Source organism: Amycolatopsis sp. NPDC059027 (genome assembly GCF_042739735.1).
Taxonomy (GTDB): Bacteria; Actinomycetota; Actinomycetes; order Mycobacteriales; family Pseudonocardiaceae; genus Amycolatopsis.
Genome location: NZ_JBHYIK010000002.1, coordinates 222,053 through 242,337, shown reverse-complemented (window position 1 = coordinate 242,337; position 20,285 = coordinate 222,053). Strand labels below are relative to the sequence as shown.

The 20,285-nt window shown below is 69.3% G+C and carries 21 protein-coding genes; 7 read left to right on the top strand and 14 right to left on the bottom strand.

Going from position 1 to position 20,285, the window contains the following annotated elements; translation table 11 throughout:
* Positions 1-138: 138 nt before the first annotated feature.
* Complete coding sequence (locus tag ACFWY9_RS02205) at positions 139-1,671, bottom strand: alpha/beta hydrolase (protein WP_378337949.1); 1,533 nt, start codon at positions 1,669-1,671, stop codon at positions 139-141.
* A gap of 78 nt (positions 1,672-1,749) precedes the next feature.
* The gene (locus ACFWY9_RS02200; protein WP_378337948.1) at positions 1,750-2,112 is read right to left on the bottom strand and encodes a hypothetical protein; all 363 of its coding nucleotides are present in this window, start codon (positions 2,110-2,112) and stop codon (positions 1,750-1,752) included.
* 261 nt (positions 2,113-2,373) lie between these two features.
* Between ACFWY9_RS02200 and ACFWY9_RS02195 the strand changes: the two genes are divergently transcribed.
* The 3 genes from ACFWY9_RS02195 (at position 2,374) to ACFWY9_RS02185 (ending at position 4,699) form a co-directional block, all read left to right on the top strand.
* Positions 2,374-2,805: a hypothetical protein gene (locus tag ACFWY9_RS02195; RefSeq protein WP_378325618.1), complete on the top strand. Its 432-nt coding sequence runs from the start codon at positions 2,374-2,376 to the stop codon at positions 2,803-2,805.
* 122 nt (positions 2,806-2,927) lie between these two features.
* The gene (locus tag ACFWY9_RS02190; protein ID WP_378325617.1) at positions 2,928-3,584 is read left to right on the top strand and encodes a response regulator transcription factor; all 657 of its coding nucleotides are present in this window, start codon (positions 2,928-2,930) and stop codon (positions 3,582-3,584) included.
* Complete coding sequence (locus ACFWY9_RS02185) at positions 3,581-4,699, top strand: sensor histidine kinase (protein ID WP_378337947.1); 1,119 nt, start codon at positions 3,581-3,583, stop codon at positions 4,697-4,699. Before ACFWY9_RS02190 ends, ACFWY9_RS02185 begins: the two co-directional genes overlap by 4 nt.
* 60 nt (positions 4,700-4,759) lie before the next feature.
* Here ACFWY9_RS02185 and ACFWY9_RS02180 read toward each other — a convergent pair whose 3' ends face one another.
* Positions 4,760-5,905 carry a sensor histidine kinase gene (locus ACFWY9_RS02180; RefSeq protein WP_378337946.1) on the bottom strand — a complete coding sequence of 382 codons (1,146 nt, stop codon included), beginning with the start codon at positions 5,903-5,905 and terminating at the stop codon, positions 4,760-4,762.
* Positions 5,902-6,567, bottom strand: coding sequence for a response regulator transcription factor (locus ACFWY9_RS02175; protein WP_378325614.1), 666 nt, complete (start codon positions 6,565-6,567; stop codon positions 5,902-5,904). Before ACFWY9_RS02175 ends, ACFWY9_RS02180 begins: the two co-directional genes overlap by 4 nt.
* A gap of 192 nt (positions 6,568-6,759) precedes the next feature.
* Between ACFWY9_RS02175 and ACFWY9_RS02170 the strand changes: the two genes are divergently transcribed.
* Positions 6,760-7,083 carry a hypothetical protein gene (locus tag ACFWY9_RS02170; RefSeq protein ID WP_378337945.1) on the top strand — a complete coding sequence of 108 codons (324 nt, stop codon included), beginning with the start codon at positions 6,760-6,762 and terminating at the stop codon, positions 7,081-7,083.
* 222 nt (positions 7,084-7,305) lie between these two features.
* Positions 7,306-7,971 (top strand): response regulator transcription factor, encoded by a 666-nt coding sequence (locus tag ACFWY9_RS02165; protein WP_378325611.1) that lies wholly within the window; start codon positions 7,306-7,308, stop codon positions 7,969-7,971.
* A 10-nt stretch (positions 7,972-7,981) separates the two neighbouring features.
* Here the strand turns inward: ACFWY9_RS02165 and ACFWY9_RS02160 are convergent, their stop codons facing one another.
* Positions 7,982-9,385: a DUF6924 domain-containing protein gene (locus tag ACFWY9_RS02160; RefSeq protein ID WP_378337944.1), complete on the bottom strand. Its 1,404-nt coding sequence runs from the start codon at positions 9,383-9,385 to the stop codon at positions 7,982-7,984.
* 330 nt (positions 9,386-9,715) lie between these two features.
* Here ACFWY9_RS02160 and ACFWY9_RS02155 point away from each other — a divergent pair, with 330 nt between their 5' ends.
* Positions 9,716-9,865: a hypothetical protein gene (locus ACFWY9_RS02155; protein WP_378325608.1), complete on the top strand. Its 150-nt coding sequence runs from the start codon at positions 9,716-9,718 to the stop codon at positions 9,863-9,865.
* Positions 9,866-9,985: 120 nt separating this feature from the next.
* Positions 9,986-10,432: a cold-shock protein gene (locus ACFWY9_RS02150; protein WP_378325607.1), complete on the top strand. Its 447-nt coding sequence runs from the start codon at positions 9,986-9,988 to the stop codon at positions 10,430-10,432.
* A 21-nt stretch (positions 10,433-10,453) separates the two neighbouring features.
* Here ACFWY9_RS02150 and ACFWY9_RS02145 read toward each other — a convergent pair whose 3' ends face one another.
* The 9 genes from ACFWY9_RS02145 to ACFWY9_RS02105 all read right to left on the bottom strand — a co-directional run.
* Complete coding sequence (locus ACFWY9_RS02145; RefSeq protein ID WP_378337943.1) at positions 10,454-11,341, bottom strand: NAD-dependent protein deacetylase; 888 nt, start codon at positions 11,339-11,341, stop codon at positions 10,454-10,456.
* 23 nt (positions 11,342-11,364) lie between these two features.
* The gene (locus ACFWY9_RS02140; RefSeq protein ID WP_378337942.1) at positions 11,365-12,474 is read right to left on the bottom strand and encodes a hypothetical protein; all 1,110 of its coding nucleotides are present in this window, start codon (positions 12,472-12,474) and stop codon (positions 11,365-11,367) included.
* Complete coding sequence (locus ACFWY9_RS02135) at positions 12,461-12,916, bottom strand: hypothetical protein (protein ID WP_378325604.1); 456 nt, start codon at positions 12,914-12,916, stop codon at positions 12,461-12,463. Before ACFWY9_RS02135 ends, ACFWY9_RS02140 begins: the two co-directional genes overlap by 14 nt.
* Positions 12,917-13,057: 141 nt before the next feature.
* Positions 13,058-13,579: a type VII secretion system-associated protein gene (locus ACFWY9_RS02130; protein ID WP_378337941.1), complete on the bottom strand. Its 522-nt coding sequence runs from the start codon at positions 13,577-13,579 to the stop codon at positions 13,058-13,060.
* Positions 13,563-15,338 (bottom strand): hypothetical protein, encoded by a 1,776-nt coding sequence (locus tag ACFWY9_RS02125; protein ID WP_378337940.1) that lies wholly within the window; start codon positions 15,336-15,338, stop codon positions 13,563-13,565. The genes ACFWY9_RS02130 and ACFWY9_RS02125 overlap by 17 nt, the downstream gene beginning before the upstream one ends.
* A 133-nt stretch (positions 15,339-15,471) precedes the next feature.
* The gene (locus ACFWY9_RS02120) at positions 15,472-16,197 is read right to left on the bottom strand and encodes a YrhB family protein (protein WP_378325601.1); all 726 of its coding nucleotides are present in this window, start codon (positions 16,195-16,197) and stop codon (positions 15,472-15,474) included.
* Between the two features lie 21 nt (positions 16,198-16,218).
* Complete coding sequence (locus ACFWY9_RS02115; RefSeq protein ID WP_378337939.1) at positions 16,219-16,923, bottom strand: type VII secretion system-associated protein; 705 nt, start codon at positions 16,921-16,923, stop codon at positions 16,219-16,221.
* A gap of 11 nt (positions 16,924-16,934) precedes the next feature.
* Positions 16,935-18,221: a YrhB domain-containing protein gene (locus tag ACFWY9_RS02110; RefSeq protein WP_378337938.1), complete on the bottom strand. Its 1,287-nt coding sequence runs from the start codon at positions 18,219-18,221 to the stop codon at positions 16,935-16,937.
* Between the two features lie 100 nt (positions 18,222-18,321).
* The coding region (locus ACFWY9_RS02105) for a DnaJ domain-containing protein (RefSeq protein WP_378337937.1) at positions 18,322-20,285 on the bottom strand (1,964 nt) is incomplete at its 5' end.

Genomic DNA, 20,285 nt, shown 5'->3' with positions numbered 1-20,285 from the left:
ATAAATCCACGGTCACTTCTGGTGCTTTGTCCCCGCAACTCCCCCCCCGGCCAATCTGGGGGTTATGGCCTCCTGCCGGGGTCGGGGCGCCGGTAAGGAGGCCTTCACGGACTATAGATCCACCCAGGAATACCGCGATTACGGATTCGGCGGGGCTGGACACCGGACATCGGCGTCGGGCAGTTTGCCGGTGAGCAGATAGTCGGCGACAGGCTTGTCGACGCAGGGATTACGGTCGAACAGGAACTGCCCGTGGTTGCCGCTGTCGGCGAGGACCAGCCGGGAACCGCGCAGCGCCTGCTGCATGTGCCGGGCGCCTTCGGCGGGCGTTGCCCCGTCGTCCTTGGCCTGTACCAGCAGCACGGGCGGAGTTTTCCCGGCACCGATCCGCATCGGCGGCGCGGTCGGCGCCTTCCAGAACGCGCAGGGCGCCGAGTACCAGGTGTTCAGCCACGCGAACAGCGGGGCGCCCCGATCCGAACGCACGGTGTCGTCGTGCCAGGTTCGCCAGTCCGCCGGCCATTTCTCGTCGACGCAGTTGTAGGCGAGCAGCGGACCGTCCACGTGATCCATGCCGAGATTGCCCACGACGGTGATCAGCCCGCTGGAATCGCCCTTGCGGTGCCGCGCGACAGCGTCGGCCAGCGACGACCAGGAAGCCTCGACATACATCGCCGAGGCGAGCATGTCGTCCAGTTCGGCGCCGCCCACCTTGCCCGCGGCGGGATGCGCGGCCAGCTCAGCGCGAACGTCGTTCCAGGTACGGCCGACGTCCTCGCCGCTGGTCCCGAGGTGGTACTGGGAGTCGCGTGCCGCGGTCCAGGCGAAGAACTGTCCGGCGCGCCGCTGCAGCGCGGGGTTCTGCTGGAACCCCATCCGGTAGTCGGAAAGCGTCGGGTCCACGACGCTGTCCAGCACCATCCGGCCGCTGGTGGCGGGGAACATCGTCACGTAGGTCGCACCGAGCTTCGTACCGTACGAGTATCCCAGATAGTCCAGTTTGGACTTGCCGAGCGCGAGCCGGATCCGGTCCATGTCCCGCGCCGCGTTCTGGGTGGTGATGTGCGGCAGCAGGTCGCCCGCGTGCTGCGCGCAAGCGGCGGCGATGTTCCGCGCGATGCCCACCCGCTGCTCTTCGGTCTCCGCGTTCGCGGGTTTGTTGGGCGGCATGGGATGCGGGAAGAGACCCGAGGTGTCACCGCAGTTCACCGGCGCGCTGGCGCCGACACCGCGCGGGTCGAAACTGACGACCAGGTACTTGTCCCGGAGTTCGGGCGGCATCGAGGAGGAGATGAGCTTGGCGGTGCCGATACCGGACTGACCGGGCCCGCCCGGGTTGACCACCAGGACGTCCGGGGCGTCGAGCGAGCCCGCCGCGGACAGGGTGAGCTTGATCTGCTTGCCGGACGGCTGGGCGTAGTCGAGCGGAACGTCGATCGTGGCACACCCGGTCCCCCGCGGCGCGCCCAGTTCCGGGGCACACTCGGCCCACTTGATCCCGGACGCGGCCGGTGCCGCGGACGCCGGTGCGGTGACCAGGGCAGCGGCGGCCGCACCGGCCACGAAGACCAGGGACGCTCCTCGGACGGTCATCAGCCGCTTCCCCTTCTCCAGTGGACAGTCCGCTTCGGACAGTCCGGCCGACTGTGGCCTCGTCGACACCTTGATCATCAGTAACACGTGCGGTCACCCGGAGCCAGTCGAAATGGCCGAAGAGGCAGCGGGCGGGACCCGAAATCCCCTCGCCGGTCAGCCGCGCGCGGACGAGCGCCTGCGCAGCACGTGGTGCGCGACGGCGACCGCGACGCCCGCCACGGTGAAGAGCGCCGTGGCGACGGGGCTCAGGTACTTCGACAAGCTCGGGGCACTGCTCGGCCCGGTCAGCCAGAGCGTCATCAGGACGGCGTAGACCGCGGCGAGCGCACCGGCCCACCAGCGCAGCGCGGGCGCACGGCGGTTGCGCAGGGCGGCGATCAGCACGAAGGCGATGGGAACACCGGACAGGAAGGCGAACTGCCCGGCGACCATGACCGGGGCGGCCCAGGCGGCGATGAGGACGGGCAGCGAGATGCGGTCGGCGGCACGGTCGGCACGCGGGGCGGTGATGGTCATCGTCTTCTCCTCGGTTCTCGGCTCGTCGGCCAGTTAGTGACCGTCATGATGGTTAGAAGCTATAACAGTGCCAGCGGAGAGTCAATAGCCGTGAAGACCTCCTTGCCTGCCCTGAGCGCTGCGAAGGAGGCCTTCACGGACAATCGGCCGTGCCCATAAAGAAAAGATAAGCCGTCGTCTAGCGGTCAGCGATCATCCTCTTCGACACACTCGACCAGGTCCGGGAAACGCCCGGAAACGGAAACACCTGGGAGATCTCCGATGACGAAGAACCGTTTCACCCAGTCGGTCACCGCGACCACGGCCAAGCGCATCGCGGCGACCGTGGCCGCCACCGCCGCCCTCGCCTCGGGTGCCGCGCTCGCTTTCGCCGGGACGGCGTCCGCCGCGCCGCAGGACGCCCACAAGCCGCTCACTATCTGCGCGAAGGGGAGCTACGACGCCTACGTGCTGTTCCCTGCCCGGCACGCCGCGAGCGTTCTCGTCAAGCCCGGCACCTGCACCTCGCTCGACCTCGGCGACAGCACCGCCATCGAGGACATCGAGGTTCGCGGCATCGTCACGCCGACGAATCCTGCCGGCGCGACCACGGAATTCCACGTCGAGTCGGGCCAGGTGCGGCCGAGCAAGGGCGGGACGGTCGTGGCCCTCGGCACCGTCGAGCACCACACGGCACTTTTTCCGGTGCTCTGATCGATTGACGGAAAAGGCCCCGTGGATGTCCGCGGGGCCTTTTCCGTGTCGAAAGTCCCCGGAGTCTTGTGCGTAAGTACCTCCCGCTTGCCCGGTGCGAACGCACCGTGTACCGAGGAATCATGCGGGTGCTGGTGGCCGAGGACGAGAAGATGATGGCGAATGCGATCGGCGAGGGTTTGCGCGACAACGCCCTCGCCGTCGATGTCGTCTACGACGGTGCCGCCGCGCTCGACCGGTGCCTCAGTACCGCCTACGACGTCGTGGTCCTCGATCGCGGGCTCCCGCTGGTGCACGGCGACGAGGTCTGCCGCACGCTCGTCGCCGAGCACCCGGCCACGCGGGTCATGCTGCTCACGGCGGCGTCCGAGGTCGCGGACCGGGTCCGCGGGCTCGAACTCGGCGCCGACGACTACCTGGCGAAACCCTTCGCCTTCACCGAACTCGTCGCCAGGGTGCGTTCGCTGGGACGGCGCAGCAGGCCCGCAGTGCCACCGGTGCTGGAACGGGCGGGCATCAGCGTGGACCCGGCGCGGCATCGGGTGGTGCGCGGCGATCGCCTGATTTCCTTGGCCAAGAAGGAGTTCATCGTGCTCGAGGAACTGCTCCGAGCGGGCGGCGCGGTCGTCTCGGCCGAGACCCTGCTGGAAACGGCGTGGGACGAGCACATCAATCCGTTCACCAACGTCGTCCGCGTCACCATGGCCTCGCTCCGGCGCAAACTGGGCGAGCCCGGAGTCATCGAAACCGTTTCCGGTGTCGGGTATCGGATCCCATGAAACGCTGGCCCCTGCGCATCAAGCTGACGGTCGCGTACACGACGCTGTCCGCGATCACCGGGTCGGTGCTGCTCGGCCTGATCATGCTGCTGTCGCACCATGCGCGGCCGATGGGAACCGCGGGGGTACTGCCCAGCGACCCGCTCACCGGGGAGGTGAGGCCGTTTCCGGCGACGCCGCCGACGCCGATTCCCGATCTGGGCACCGTCACCTATTCCTCGCTGGTCCAGAACGGCGCCATCGCCTTGGGAGCCGTCATGGCGCTGGCGGCTGTCCTCGGCTGGTTCACGGCGCGGCGGGCGCTGCGCCCGGTCCGGTCCATCACCGCCGCCGCCCAGCGTGCGGCCGATCAGGAGCTGGGAACACGCATCCGGCTGCCCGGCCCGCACGACGAGATCAAGGAACTCGCCGACGCCTTCGACCACATGCTGGCACGACTGGAACGCTCCTTCGCGGGACAGCGCAGGTTCATCGCGAACGCCGCGCACGAGCTGAAGACGCCCGTCGCGGCACAGCGAGCGGTCACCGAGGTGGCGATCGCACGGCCGGGCACCGATCCGGAAACCATCGCACTGGGCCGCAAGCTGCTTGCGAACCTGGACCATCAGGAGCGCATGCTCGCGGGTTTGCTCGCACTGGCCCAGAACGTGGAAACCGTGCGGAAGAACGACATCGTCGATCTGGCCGAACTCACCGACGGCATCCTGTGGGAGCGGCTCGCCCGCGCCGACCGGCCCGTCGAACTCAGGCCGGAACTCGCCGAGGCCAAGGTCCGCGGCGACGCCGTCCTGCTGGAACAACTGGTGCACAACCTCGTCGACAACGCCTTCGTCCACAATGGACCACAGGGGTGGGTGTCCGTGCACACCGCGGGGTCGGCGACGACCTGCGTCCTCGAAATCGCCAACGGCGGCCCGCGCGTCGACATCACCGAGGGCGACGAGCTGTTCGAGCCGTTCCGGCGATCCTGCTTCGACCGGGCGGATCCACCGCCGGGCAGCGGCCTCGGCCTCTCGGTCGTGCGGGCGATCGCCGAGGCGCATGGCGGCTGCGTCTCCGCCCGGCCTCGCGCCGAAGGCGGCCTGGTGGTCCGGGTCGGCCTGCCGGCAGCGTGAACGCCGAAGACGGTGTCGGGAAAGGGACATTGACGGCGTTGAATGTCCCCTATGTGCCATTCACGACACTGTCTGGTGTCCGCGGGCGGGCAGAACGACGGTCACGGTGAGCCCGCCATCGGCGTTGGGTGTGGCCGTCGCGGTACCCCCATGGCTGTGCGCGATGGCGCGGACGAGCGTCAGGCCGAGGCCATGGCCGCCGGCACGAGTACGGGTGCGCCGGCGATAGAACGGCTCGAACAACCGCGCGGCGTCCTCGGCGGTGATGATCGCCCCGGTGTTGGCGACGGTGATCACCGCGTCTTCACCTCGCGCCACGATGGTCAGCCGGGCGGCGCCGCCGGCGTGGTTGTGCCGGATGGCGTTGTACAGCAGGTTGATCAGCAGATGGTGCACCAGGTCCTTGTCACCGTCCACACGGGCCGGACCCACCTCGCCGCGCACGCCGATCCTGCTCACGGCCGCTTCCTCCCGGACCTCGTCGAGTGCGTGCTCGGCGAGCGAAGCGAGGTCGACCGGCGCTGTCTCGTTCATGCCGTGATCGGCCCTGGACAGCGCGAGCAAGGACTCCACCGTCGCGATACTGCGCTCGTTGGTGGCCAGGAGTTTGGGCGCCAGTGCGGCGAGGTCGTGGTCCTGCGGGTGGGCCGCGGCGACCTGCAACATGGTGCGCATGGTGGTCAGCGGGGTGCGCAGCTCATGGGACGCGTTGGCGGCGAACCGTTGCTGGGCTTGGAAGCTCGTGTGCAGCCGGTCGAGCATCGTGTCGATCGTGTCGGCGAGTTCGGTGAACTCGTCCCTGGCGCCGTCGAGCCGGATGCGTTCGTCCAGGGTGTGCCCCGCGACCGTGCGCGCGGTCCGCGTGATGCGGTGGACAGGGGCGAGCATGCGCCCGGCGATGATCCAGCCGAGCAGGAGCGCGACCAGGGCGAGCCCGATCAGCGCCACTCCGGACACGCGCACCAGCGCGCCCAGCACGTCGTCCTTGCCGATGATGGCGCCGGGAGGAGCCGGTATGGCCGGGACCACCGCGATCCCCTCCCTGGGGAGTTCCCGCGCCGGAGCGTAGTCCGGGATGTACCGCATCAGGAAGTACACGGAGGCCAGCAACGCGATGCCGCAGGCGAGCACCAGTCCGCCGTAGAGCAGGGTGAGCCGCAGCCGGATGGACAGCCGGCTCCGCCGCAGCGTGGCGTGGACGCTCACGGGGTGGCGGCAAGGTAGTAGCCGACTCCGGTGGCGGTGTGCAGGATCGGCGGGTCACCGAGTTTGCGCCGGAGCGTGGAAACGGTGATGCGGACCGCGTTGGTGAACGGGTCGGCGTGGGCGTCCCACGCCTTTTCCAGCAGCTGTTCGGCGCTCAGCACCGCCCCGTCCGCGCGCAGGAGCAGTTCCAGGACGGCGAATTCCTTACGGGTCAGGCGCAGGGAGCGGTCGTCCCGGCGGGCGTCGCGGCGTGCGGGATCCAGCCAGAGGCCGGCGTAGGTCAGCACCGGCGGGTGCGCCGTGCCGGCGCGCCGCCGCAAGGCGTGCAGCCGGGCCACGAGTTCGGGGAAGTCGAACGGCTTGACGAGGTAGTCGTCGGCACCGATACGCAGTCCGTCGACCTTGTCGGCCGATCGTCCGGCCGCGGTCAGCATGAGAATCCGGCACTCCGGCCGGGCGGAAGCCGTTTGACGGCAGACCTCGTCCCCGTGCACCCCAGGAAGATCGCGGTCCAGTACCAGCACGTCGTATTCGTTGACCGCCACGCATTCCAGCGCGGTGGCTCCGTCGTGGGCGATGTCGACGGCCATGCCTTCCCTGCGCAGACCGGACTCCAATGCCTCCGCGAGGAAGACTTCGTCCTCCACGACCAGCACCCGCATGGCCCACTCTCCCCTGTCGTATCAACGCATCAGCATCGTCCACTCAGGAACCTATGGCCACCATATGGTGATCACCAGAGGCCGGCGATAACCCCGGTTTGGCTTCATGGAACACATCGCGGCCTGCCGCCGCGAGCGTCCCGGCGGACGATCGCCGGGACGTGGTCCATCGCCAACCGAAGGGAAACTCCCATGTCTTCGTTCCTGCGCCGCGGCGCCTTCGCCGTCGCGGGCCTGGCCATCATGCTCGGCACCGGCGGGGCGGCGTTCGCCAGCACCACGGACGCGCCCGCCGACGGCGGCAAGCCGGCCACGCCGATCCAATGCCAGCCCGCCAAGCCGCTGGAGCCCGGCACGCCCGCCGTCCCGGCGAAGCCGATCCAGGAGCAGCCGACCAAGCCGGTGCCGGTCGGCTCTCCCAGCGTCCCGGCGAAGCCGATCCAGTGCCAGCCCGCCAAGCCGCTGGAGCCGGGCGCCCCGGCCGTTCCGGCGAAGCCGATCGGCAAAACCGCGTAACCCGCGGCTCGAAGGGTCAGCGGGGACCGCCAAGCGTGCCGACGCCTGGCGGTCCCCGCGCCGCGTCCACGCCGGGCGTCCACCGGAACCGAGGAGCCTCAAGATTTCGTTAGAAGCTATCACGTTAACTATTGACACTCACTCTCCCTGGTTATAACTTCTCACGAAAGCGAGGAGGGATCGACGGCCCTCCCGATCAGCCGTCGCACGAGGAGGGACGTGATGTCCAGCACCGGTCAACGCCCAGCGGCCGACCCGGTCGTGGCTGTCGCCGTGCACGCCCCCGACCCGATGACCAGGCTCGGCGCGGCGGCCATCCTCGGCACCGATGCGCGGCTGAAGATGCTCTCCACCGACGAACTCGCGGTGGCCGAGGTGCTCGTGGTCGTCGAAGACTCCTTGGGCGACAAGGTTTTCACCGCCCTGCGCGCGATCCGGGCCGCGTCCCGTCTCGAATCGCCGCCGCGGTGCGTGCTCGTCACCGACCACTTCCGGGGCGAAGCACTGATGACGGCGATCGAGTGCGGAATGGCCGCCCTGCTGCCCCGGCGCACCATCGAGGGCCGGCGACTGGTCCGCACGGTGCTCGCCGTCAGTCAGGGCGCCGCCGCCCTGCCGCCCCAGGTGCAGGGCAGCCTGCTGGCCCATCTCGAACGGATGCAACGCGACGTGCTGGCACCGCACGACCTCGCGCTCTCCGGCCTCACCGCACGCGAACGCGAGTTGCTGCGACTGCTCGCCGACGGCCACGACACCGGAGAAATCGCGGCCAAGCTCGCGTATTCGGAAAGCACGGTGAAAAACGTTCTCCACCGCGTGATGACCCGCTACCGCCTCAACAACCGCGCGCACACGGTCGCCTTCGCGCTCCGCACCGGAGCGATCTGACGAACTCCGGTCAGTCGTGCGACGCCGGATCGCACACGACCGCGTGCCGGACGACGCCGTCGCCGTCCGTGTGGTCCGCGAAATCCTCCCAGTCCTTGTTGGCCATCGACAGGTTGTTCTCGACATCCATCACCCCCAGCGGAGTGGCGCGGAAGGTCTGGCCGTAGCTGTCGTCCTCGAGACCGATGACCAGTACACGACACTCGGACGACGTCATGGTCGTCCCGTCCGCGACGAAGAGCACCGGCCAGTCCGTACCCGCGGGCACCAGCTGGAGAAGCTGTTCCGCGGTCAGCCCCTCGAACCGGACGTCGTCGACGGGCACCACATTCGCGTGGAACGTGTCACGGCCACACCGATGCGGCGAGGTCACCTGCCGGGAAAGCGCTGTCCACGCGGCGTCGTCGGAGAAGTCGGTGCGCACCAGCAACGTCGAGGAGTCCCGCGGCAACCGTGGTGTGCCCACCGGGATCCGGGGTGCCCCGCCTGGCACCGGCCTGTCCTGCTCGAGCCGTGTCCCCCGGTAGGCGACCGGCGCTCGGCCCGCGAGCTGACGGTAACCGACGAAACCGCCACCGCTCGCGAGGAGCCGGACGGCTTCGAGTTGCAGGCACGGGTCGCCATGGTTGGCGGTGATGTCGAAGCGGTAGCGGTCGTACCGGCCCGGCTCGGCGATTCTGTACATTGTGGACTGATGCCGATCGGCGAACGACTGATCGGCGCGGATGTCGAGAGTCCGCCAGGCCCGGCCGTCCGCCGAGCCACGGAGTGTCCACGCCGCCGGATCGCGGCCGGGCTCGTCGTTGGCGGAGGTGAACACATACGCCGTCGCCGCGACCGGCCGCGTCAGCCGGAATTCGACGCGGGCGGTGCTGTCCGAGGCCAGCCATTTGCTGTCCGAGGGATCCACGAGGTTCACGGCGACCTCGCCCGCGTCGCGGTACTCGTCCGTGACCAGCACGGCGGTGACCAGATCGGTGACATCCGCCCTGCCGGACCGGCTCACCGAACGCAGCGCCACCGAACAGGTGGTACCCGCCCGGTCCTGCCAGGTCGCCCACAGCAAGGGAGCCTCGCTGCCCGCCTCGACCAGTAACCGCAGCCGCCCCGCGGGATTCCGGCCATGGGTGTCCTCGATCTCCGTGCGGAATTCGTACCCGCGGCCCCCGCCGGACGGGTCGTCGCGCTCGCCGCGCACCTCCACCACGCCGCCGCGTGCGGTGCGGCGATGCCCGTAACAGCTCGCCATGTCCGGCGCGAAGCCGATCGCGGTCTGCGCGCCGTCCTCGGTACCCCAGGAAAGCTGTTCCGGCACCGCGTTTTCCCCGGCGTCCACCTCCAGCAGCAGACGTGGATCGGGCAGCCACGCCGTCGAGCCCCACGGGCGCCGCCACAAGCGAAACGCGAACAACACAGCCGGTTCTCCTTCGACGCGGACCGTCGGAGTGACGGTAGCCAGCACTTCCCCCGGTTCCGCCGTCGACTGCCCCGACGGACAGCCGGGGCTGTCCGGAAATACCGGCGAACCACGCCGATCCAACGCGCGACACCGAGTACGGGCACCTCGCGCCGGTTGCACCGGAGGGGCGTCTTCGGCACATCCGGGCAGCGTGCTTGCCCGCGAGTCCCCTCTCCGCCAGCGGAAAGTACAGCCGCCGTACCCAAACGGGCACAACCGTGGTGATCGACGCCGCGAGGCGGTTAGCTGGTTCCAGTCAGGTCCAGCCCGAAAGAGGTGCACCCGATGATGAACGATATTTCCGACGACTTCGTCGACATCGAGGATGTCATGGCGCGGATCACCAGGGAACAGGACGCGATGCTGGCCGCGGAGGCACGAGCCGCGCGCGAGCCGGCCCCCGCCCTGTCCGAGTGGTCCCGTAAGGCCGGATGAGCGTTCCCGCATGGCCTCTGTCCATTGCGGACTCCGCACGACTCGAGCCCGGCCGCGTACGACAGCGAGGTACCCTGGGTGTGACCCCCGGTGTCGTGGTGACTGGTTGGCACCGCGGGGATGGACGATGTGGGATGTGGGATACAAGTGGCTACGGGTACGGTCATCAAGTTCGACGATGTTCGCGGTTATGGGTTCGTTTCACCCGACGACGGTGGCGAAGATGTGTTTCTCCATGTGAACGACCTCCATTTCGACAAGCAGTTGCTCAGTACGGGAGTGGAGGTCGAATTCGTTCCCGAAGAGGGTGAGCGGGGTCTCAAGGCATCACGGGTGCGGTTGCTCGAACAGCCGCAGCGGACGCAGGCGGCACCGGCGGTCCAGCCGGCACCCGCGCGGGCCGGGAACGAGGACGAACTGTGTGACGTGTTGTCACTGGCCGAACTGGAATCGGAGCTGATCGAAGCGCTGCTCGAAGCGGCGCCGACCCTGACCGGCGCGCAACTGGTCGCAGTGCGGCAGCGCATGGTGGCCGTCGCCCGCGACCACGGCTGGGTCGAGGACTGACCCACCGGACGAGCGCTCGGCCTAGGAAGCGATTCCTTCGAGCGTGGCCAGCAGTTCGGTCAGCGCGCCGCCCAGCGGCCGGTCGACACGCACCGCCGCGTGCTCGTCGCCCCGCGTCACGCCCTGGTTGACGATCGCGACCGGAACGCCCGCCGCGGCCGCACGCCGGACGAAGCGCAGGCCGGACATGACGGTCAGGGACGAGCCCAGCACGAGCAACGCCGAGCAGTCCCGCACCATCCGGTAGCACTGGTCGACCCGCGGCCGCGGCACGTTCTCGCCGAAGAACACGACGTCGGGTTTGAGTACGCCGCCGCAGCCGTCGCAGTCCACCACGGCGAACCCGGCGACCTCGTGCTCGGGCAGGTCCACATCGCCGTCCGGATTAGTAATCGTGGCCACCGCGGCCCGGAAGCCGGGGTTCGCCGCGCGCAGCCGCCGGTCCAGCTCCTCCCGGGGGCTGATCCGCCCGCAGGACAGGCAGATCACCCGATACAGGCTGCCGTGCAGGTCCACCACGCCGGGAGTGCCCGCGGCCTGGTGCAGCCCGTCCACGTTCTGGGTGATCACCCCGGACACGTGCCCCAGCGCGCGCAACCGGGCCACCGCGTGGTGGCCGCTGTTGGGCCGGGCGCGAACGATCGTGCGCCAGCCGAGATGGCTGCGTGCCCAATAGCGACGTCGGCCCTCGACGCTGCCGACGAACTCGCCGTAGGTCATCGGGGTGTGCTTGCGCAGGCTGCCCGCCACGCCCCGGTAGTCGGGGATGCCCGATTCCGTGCTCAGCCCCGCCCCGCTGAGCACCAGCACGCCACCCTGCCGGAGCAGGCAGGCGACGGCGCCCAGCTCGGCCGTGCGTGGCAGCGGATCGCCGGTGGGCGTCCAGCTCAGTGTCGGTCGGGTCCGCACATCAGGAAGTTTAACCGCCGGATCTAGGAGGTTCGTTCTATCGCGCCGATCGTGCCGTTGGCCCAGGCGTCCCAGTCCTCACGACGGACCTCCGGGAGCCGGGGCGGCCCCTGGCCGTCCGGTGGCGGGGTCTTGGGCTTGTCGAAGCGCTCGTTGAGCGCCTTGTCCAGGTAGTACGCGGGATTCGTCGAGAACTTGCTGTGCGGGTTGAAGGCGTTGTGCGCGGCGTCGCGCGCGCCGGTGAAGGCGCCGTTCTCGGCCCCGTAGACCTCGTCGCCCGACGAGCCGGACGCCGCGTCCTGGGCGGCTGCCTCGGCGACGCCGGTCGCCGCGCCCAACCCGGCATCGAGGGGCGCGTTGAGCGCGAAGTGTTTGCCCGCGTCCTTCCAGTTCGTGGGCGGGGTGCCGTCGAGGTGGCGTGCCGCGGGTATGTGGTCACGCAACGACTTCGCGGCGGCGTTCTTGGCGAGGTTGCCCGCCGCGCCCGCGCCGAGGCCGACCGCGCCACCGACGACGGCGTTGACGGCGGCGGTCTTGAACATGTCACCGCGGAATCCGGAGAGTTTGTGCTGGCAGCTGAGGATGAACTGGGCGAGGAAGACCACGCCGACCTGTTCGAGCAGGGAGGCGGCCAGGTGACTGACGAGCCCGATGACGGCCCGGCGGATCACGATGATGGCGGCAGCTCGAGTCGCGGCCATCTCGCCGGGAATGCTCGCCAGTGACGCGCCGAAGGTGAACGGCGCGGCGGCGATCTCCGCGGCGATCTGGATGACGAGCAGGACCAGGAGCTGAATGACGATGATGCGCAGCATCTCGATCTGCACGGCCATCTCGTCCGCGGCGTCCGCCAACCCCAGACATCCCTTCCGGAGCGCGTCGAGGTGGCCGTCCGGGGTGGTGAACGGCGCGACGAAGGCCTGAAACGCTTGCTGCGTCTGACCTTCCAGCGCCCGATCGACGCGGTGCGCGCCCTCGCGAACCAGATCCTGGACGACCTCGACCTGTTTCGCGGTGACCCGCCATTGGGTGGCGAGCTGCCTGAGGTCGTCGGGGTTTCCTTCCGGCCAGTCGTTCCCGATCAGGAATTCCAGCAGGTGCTGAACACCGGACGGGACCTCAGTCGCGGGCATCGGACCTCATGATCCTCCGGACGGTGTCCGCGGCGTGTTCGTCGGTTTCGGCGAAACGGTGCCCGATGCGGGTCAGTTGATCAGCCGTTCCGTCGAGCAGCTTGGAAAGCGCTTCCAGCGCGGCGGGCAAGTGCTCGGCGGGGTCCGCGTACCGGCCGTCGAAGGCCGCGCCCAACGGGTCCGATCCCCAGGGGGCAACGCCGTACGCGGTTCCGTCACCGGTGCGCGGGGCGCTGCTCGCGGCGCGGGACGCCGCTGCCGCGGCCTCTCGGAACTTGGCCACCGCGCCCGACAGTTCGCTCGGGTCCAGCGAAAGGACGCCGCCCGGTTGTGGTGTCCACTGTGGATCTGTGTTCGCCGGGAAGGGGTCGATGCCGGGAGCGGAGGTGGGTGCGTTGCGATAACCACCGGTCGGTCCGTCGAGTGCGGAAGCAGGAGCCACGATTACCAGTCAACGAAAACCGGGCCGCGAGTGCCACTGTCTTCACGCGTTCCCAACGCGCCGATGCCGGTCCCTTAACGGTGGACTCGATGCACTGAAAGCGTCCTTCACCGCGGCCAACGCACTGAAGGCGTCCTTCGGCTACTCTTCGGCCACGGCGGCACGGACGGCGTCGGCGAGCAGGCGCATGGAGGTCGGCGCCCCCGGGTTGAGCAGGACGTCGACACCGTGTGACGGGAGCGCTTCGGCCAGTTGCGGCAGCGTCATCGGCAGCCAGTCCGCGGCCATCACACGGTCGCGGTGACCGAAGGCGGTCGTCACCAGCGCCGAGGGCACGCCATCGGGCGCAGGACGCACGATCGCGACGCCCTCTTCGTCAACCGCGACGCCGAACACGGCTTTCCGCAACAACTCGGGCAACAGCTCGGCATCGGCTTCGCCGCGGGAGATCAGGCCGAGCGCCGCGTCCACCGGGTCGAGCGGTGAGTCCGGTGTGGACGGACGGTAGGCCGGATTCGGCAGGAACAGGCCACGATCGCCGTCCGGCAACAGCGGCCAGGCCCCGACCAGCGACTCGATCGGCGGCTCGGGAACCTCCTCGGTCGCCGTCCACCCGGGATCGATCAGAGCCACCATCTGGTTCTGTTCAGCGGCGTCGCTCATCGGTGCGTCCTTCCAGCCGGGCCGACAGGCGGGACGGGGCGGGGTTCGGCGCGGAACTCGGCGCGGGGGCCCGGAGAGCCGCCGGTACCGGCATGACCACGGTCTCCATCATCCGGGACAGGATCGGCAACGCGGTGTCCGCGAGTTCGCCGTCCTCCGGCTCTTCCGCGGCCACCGGTTCTTCCGGCTGTTCCGGCTGTTCCGGCGCTGCCGCGGCGCGCACCGCCTGCGTCGCCATCCGGGTCGTCAGCGCTTCCGGCTTGTCCTCCGGCCGCGCCGCGGGCACCGCCCGCACCGCCATCCGCGTTGTGAGTTCCTCCTGCCCGTTCCCCGGCCGCGCCGCGACTGTCGCCAGCCGAGTCGTCGGCTCGCTCTGTCCGTCCGCCGGTGCGGCCGTCAGCCGCGCGGTCTGCTCCCCCTTCGGCGGCGTCGTGGTCAACCGGGTCGTCCGCTCGGCCAGCTCGTCCTCGAACGGCGACGCCGTGGACAACCGAGCCGTCAGTTCTCCCTGGCCATCCACCGGTGTCCCGATGGGCAGCACCCGCGTCACCGGCCGCACCGCCGGATCGAGCCGCTCGACCAGATCCTCGGCGGCGGCCCGCAGCCGTTCGGCCTTCGCCGGGTCGGTCGCTTCGTACAGCACCAGTGGGCCCGCCGGATCCACCGGCCTCGACCGCGCCGCGCCGCCGGTGTCTTCACCGGTGCCTTCCAGCGACCGGACCCACAGCCCGGCCTGGACGATCTCGACCACCACGTCCGGCGTGGACCGGTAGACACCCGGCACGATCTCGTGCAGGTCGCCGGCCGGTGTGCGATGGGCACGCAATCGGGGCCGGGTGTCACCCGGCCGGTACGCGAAACCCCGCCCGAAGGGGGACCACCCCTGGCCGCCGTCCGGCCGCGTCGTGACCACCTCCGATGCGTCCGGTGATCCGACAGGGAATCCGTTGTAGCACAACGCTTCCGCACCGATCGCAGCCGCCAGCGCCGGACCGGTCGCACCGCCTTCGGGCACCGTGACCCCACCGAGGAGCACGAACCAGGCGCTGCCGCGCACCTCGGGCGGCAGGGCCCGCCAGAACGCCGCGACGTCGCCCAGTTCCAGGCCGGGGACGTCGGTGCTGCCCACCGCGATCACCGGAGTGCCCGGCTGGCAGGGCAGGGTGGCGACCAACCGGAGGCGTTCGCGGGCGAACTTCTCGTCCGCGCCCGCCGGGTGGATCCACATCCCGGCGGGCAATGGCTCGGCCACCGCCTTCGCGCCCGCCGCCGCGACCTCCGCCAGCGCGGGTGACTCCCAAGCCGGGCTGGGAAAGCGCTTCGCCGCCCACTCCGGAGCCTGGCCCGGCCGGAACCATCCCCACCCGGTGCGCGGCCCGGAATGCACGAACAACGCGCCCGAGTCGCCCTGGTGCACCCTGCCGTACGGGGCCAGCACGGGGCGGCCGATCCGCTGGGCGAGCCAGGGCGCGACCGACGCGCCGATCTCGAGGGGCTGCCGTCCGGGTACCAGGCGGAGAGGGCGCTTGTCCTTGGGCAGCGACGCCGCGAAGGACTCCCAGGTCTCGACCGGGGACTCGGGCGGCAGATCCGCCACCACCACCTGGTGTTCGGGGTCGGCGGCCAGCGACGCGGCCAGCACGCGAGCCTCGTCCGTGCCGCCGTCGCCTCCGTGCACCACGACGGCGTCGCCCATTTCGCTCACGGCGCCGCGCTTCCCGGCACGCGGAGACCGGCGGAGCCGGGTCAGCAAGGGCATCGGATCCCCCTTCGGGTCGCGCAACCTGGCCGTCCTGGGGACGACGGTAGATCCCCGGGGCGAGAGAACCGGCTGCCCAAGGAGAATCCGTCCACGATGAGTGCCCGAAAATCCACCGAGACGGCGAAGGGGCCTAGAAAGCGTCGTCCTGCCAGAACCCGCCCTCGGGCGTGGACGGCGAAGTGACCGGCGCGCCAGTCCTGTCCGTGCCCGGTGACGGGCTGGGTTCGGCTGTCGGTGCCGACGCGGCGATCCGGACGACCCGCAGCTCGAACGGGTCGGGGCCGACGAGCGGTTCGCCGTCTTCGGCCGCCGGGTCGACGAACCGGACGCCGTCGTCGTCGGCGACCGCCTCCAGCAACCGGCCGACAGTTTCCCTGCCGCGATCGTCCTTGCGGCGCAACCAGATCAGCACGCGCGTTCCGGCGGGGAAACCGGCGATCCGGTCGAGTGCGCCGGCCCAGTCCTGGCAGGCTTGGACACTTTCGACCTCGCCCAGCCGGGCAACCGCGGGGGCGAACCAGGCGATTCCGGCGGCCACGGGCGGGTCGGGCAGCCCGAGGGCCCCGGCATCCCACAACCGCAGCCAGGTCCACGGCTTCCCGTTCGGGAGCCCGAACGGAGCCTGGCCCTCGGCCTTGGGAACCACCAGCGCCGCGTCCAGCAGCTGATCACGCCAGTCGCCGGTGGCGAGGAACCGCCGCGTGGTGGTCGCGAACAGCCAGCCGCGCGCGGTCTCGTCGGCAGGCGCCGGGTCGACCAGCCGGACGTTCCCGGCATGAGCGAACCCGAGCCAGTGCTCGGCTTTCCTGACCGCTGCGGGGAAGTCCCCAGCGGCTTCCTCCCAGAGTTCGGTCATGGTTCCCTGATCGGTAGGTACCTACTTGGCCGAGGCCGTCGCGGATTCCTTCATCGTTCCGGCGAGCAGCCGCATCGAGGCGGGCGCGCCGGGATTGAGCAGGACGTCGATGCCTTCGTCGGGCAGCGCCTCGGCCAGCTCCCCCATCGTGACCTCCATCCAGCCGGACACGTTCACCCGCTCCCGGTGCGCCGGCGCGGTGGTCACCAGCACCGACGGGACGTCGTCCGGGGACAGCGCCACGACCGGCGTGCCGTCCTCGTCCAGCGCGACGCCGTAGACGATGTCCGGCAGGGCCTTCAGCAACTCGTCGCCGTCGACCTCACCGCGCACCACCAGCTGCAGGGCGGCGTCCACCGGGTCGGTGGGCAGATCCGGCTGCGAGGGCTGGTAGTCCGGGTTCGGCCGGAACAACCCGGTTTCCCCGTCGTCGTCGACGTACCAGCCACCGACCACCGCCTCGATCGGCGGCTGATCCTTCTCGTCGGCCGCTTTCCACGCCGGGTCGATCATGAAAACCCAGTGATCGGACAGGTCGAGCGAGTCTTCCCCACCCTCCTCGCCCTCGACCCCCTCGGCTGCGGCCTCGTCCGTCCCGGCCCGCAGCACTTCGGTCCGCTCCGGCTGATCGAGCCCGGCCTCGGCTTCTATCGGCTCGCCGCTGTCCGGACCGGTGGGCAACTCGACGTCCACGGTCCGTTTGGCCGCGGGTGCCTTCTTCGCCATGTCGTTCTCCCTCACCGGTACCGGATCACGTGCACACCGGCCGCGTTCGCCTCGAAGGTGGCCGTGCCGTTCTCGGCCATCCCGTCCACGAACCGGACGCCGTCCTCCTCATGGGCCACGACGATCAGATTCCCCACCGTTTCCCGGTCACGGTAATCCTTCCTGCGCACCCACACGACGGCTCGTGCCTCATCGGGCAAGTTGACGATCTCTTCCATCGCCTCGGCCCAGCCCGGATATTCGTTCGCGCTGAGCACCTCACCGATCTGCCCCATGGTGGCGGCAAACCACGCGGCCGGACCCGAGGCAGGCAGATCGGACAGATTTTCCTGCCCTTCGTCCCACTGCGCCATCCACGGCCAGGGATCGGAGTTGGGCAGGCCGAACGGCGGCTCACCCGCCGCCTTCGGAACGACCAGGGCCGCGTCCAGCATCTGCTCCCGCCAGTCCCCGGTCTCCGCGAACGCCCGGGTGGTGCAGGCGAACAGCCAGCCTCGACGGGTTTCGTCGACCGGCGCCGGATCGACCAGCACCGCCGCACCCGAATACGCGTGCTCCAGCCAGTCGTTCGCCTTCGCCACCGCGCTCTCGAAATCCGGCGCGGGCCGCTGCCAGGGATACGACGGAGCCGCGGACTCGTCGACCTCGGGACGGTGGAACCTGGCCACCCTGAGTTCGGCGACCTCGCTGTCGTCGATGCTGGCCAGCTCGCCGCGCACCGCGTCGAGGACCACCGCGCTGCCCTCCCAGTACCGCACGTACAGCAGATGACCGGTAACCGGTATCCCGTCCCGCTGCCGGCGCAACCACACCGCCGCGTTCGTGCCAGGCCCCCCGGCCGCCACCGCGGACGCCACCTGCGACCAGGTCGTGCAGACGCCCCGTTCGGCGTCGGGGAAAGCCTCGCTCACCAGCCGGTCCCACCAGCCGGGTGCCTCGTCCTCCGGCCGCCACGGCAACGCGGTGGCGGGCTGACGACGCAGCGTCGCGTCGGTGGCGATCAGGCAGTTACGGGCGTTGATCCGGCGCCGCCAGGAGTCCGTTCCGTCCGGCGTGTTCAGCTCCTCGTCCAGCGGATCGGCGTTGGCCACCGGAAACGGCTCCGCGCCGTCCTTCGGCACCGCCAGCGTCGCCGCCAGCATCGGCTCCTCCGGCTGTCCGGTGTACTGGCAGGTGAACAGCCACGCCTGTGGCTGTTCCGCGAAAGGCCGTGGATCGGCGAGCTCCACTCGCCCCCCGTACGTCCGATCGAGCCAGGCCGCGGCCAGCCGTGCGGGCTCTTCCATCGTCATCACCATCTTCGATCCTCTTCGTGTCCACCACGGGCCGGCCTGGTACCCGTGTGCTCCCGGCGGGCTGGTTCACCCATCATGGCCGTCAGTGCTCCACCGCGCTCGTTCAGGCTTGCCCGGACGAGGGCCCGCCCCTCTCTTCCCGATCGCCCTGTTCCTGCCTCCTGATCCGCCGCACCTCTTCCTTGCTGTAGCGCGTGTCAGGACGGTCGACCAGCTGGGATTCGAAGTTTTCGGTCCTGGGGTATCCGGTCATGAATCCTCCGTTGTTGATAACCCCGATAACGCCGTCGTAGTCCTTTTCGCGCTTGATGGAGAACTGGATGTCATCCATCGCGAAGTGCGACTCGTTCACATAGCCGCGCCGCCTTCCGTTACCCAGGAAGCCAATCGCATCGAGGTACTTCTCGGCAAATGAGCCCCTGGCAACCAGGCATGCCGTGTGAGCGAACGAACCATACGGGTTGGTTTTGTAAACTTCCCGGAAAACCCAGGAGGCATCCTGGACATGGGCGAAGTTTTCACCGTCCACTACCAGCGGCAAGTCATTGATCAAGGACCAGAGCCCGCCGTCGGGAGTCATGACCATGCTGTTGACCGGCAAGGTCACATTGGCCGCGTCCGGATGACCGTGGTAGTCGATGATGGTCGGCCCCTTACCACGCGCATCGCTCCTGAACAGGTAATCCTTCCACCACGGTGCATTCACCCAGGTACCGTCACGTAGCTTGTTGAACGCTCTCGTGACACCCTCACCAGGCATGGTCCGGACGATCTTGTCGATCTTCCACACCCGATTCGCGAACCCCAACGCCATGTCCGCGCCGTCCAGGCCGGTCACAAAAGAGACACCGATGGCCGCGCTGTAGTTTCCGTGACCCGAGTCCCGCCAGCCGTACACCGGCTGCTGATGGGGATCACGAGGCCGGAAATAGAAACTCTGCCCGGAACTGCTCTGCCCGGTCACCCACCCGGCAGGCCTCCTGACCCGCATCTGCGGACCGTACGCCGGCGACGGACCTGCTTGCTGATAGTGGTAAGTGTGCCCATAGTGCTCCGGTCGATAGGGCTGCGAGGAGGATGACGGCTGATTCTGGTACCCGTGGCCACCCGATCCTTGACCCTGATGGTGCGCCTGATATTGCGCCGCGTGCTTTTTCGCGGACAATTCTGCGTCGTATATTTTCCTCTTCTGCGGGTCACTCAGCGTGTCATAGGCATCTTGAACCTGCTTGAAATTTTTCTCCGCCCATTCCGGACGATCCCGATTCTTGTCGGGGTGGTATCGCAAAGCTAATTTACGGTAACTCTTCTTGATTTCATCGAACTCAGCTGCCTGCTCGAGACCAAGAACTGTGTACAGGTTATCGATATGGGCGACCGCGGGCGGACGGCTGTCGCCCTTGGCGGCGCCGGCGGCACCGGACCAAGGATTCGACGGCCCTGGTTGCGCCTCCGGCCGCTGTGCCTTCGGCTTCTGCGGCTGCTGCTGCGTCTTCGGCTGTTCCCGAGGTCGCGGCTGCTGCTGCGTCTTGGGCTGCTGCGTCTTGGACTGCTCCGTCGGTCGCGGCTGCTCCTTCGCACCAGCACCCGACCCCGCATACGGCGCCCGCGGCCGATCACCCACCACCGGCGACTCCGACGCCGCCGGACGGACAGGCTCCTTACCCTTCTCCGGTCGCTTGGGCTTGGACGACTCCGCCTCAGACCGCGGCTGCTTCTTCGACCCAGCACCCGCCCCCGACTTCGAACCCGACGCCGGCGGGGAACCCGGCAAGTCCCCGGATCCGTACGAATACTGCCCCTCGACATCAGGAACATCGACGTGCTGCGGCCCCGGACGAACGGGCTTCTTGCCCTTCTCCGGCCGCTCGGGCTTCGACTGCTCCGGCTCCGACTGCGGCTTCACCTCGGGCTGCGGCTGTTCCTTGGGCCGCGGCTGCTCCTTCGAGCCAGCACCCGCCCCCGAATACGACGCCCGCGGCCGATCACCCACCACCGGCGACTCCGACGCCGCCGGACGAACAGGCTCCTTACCCTTCCCCGACGCCTCAGCCTTCGACTGCTGCG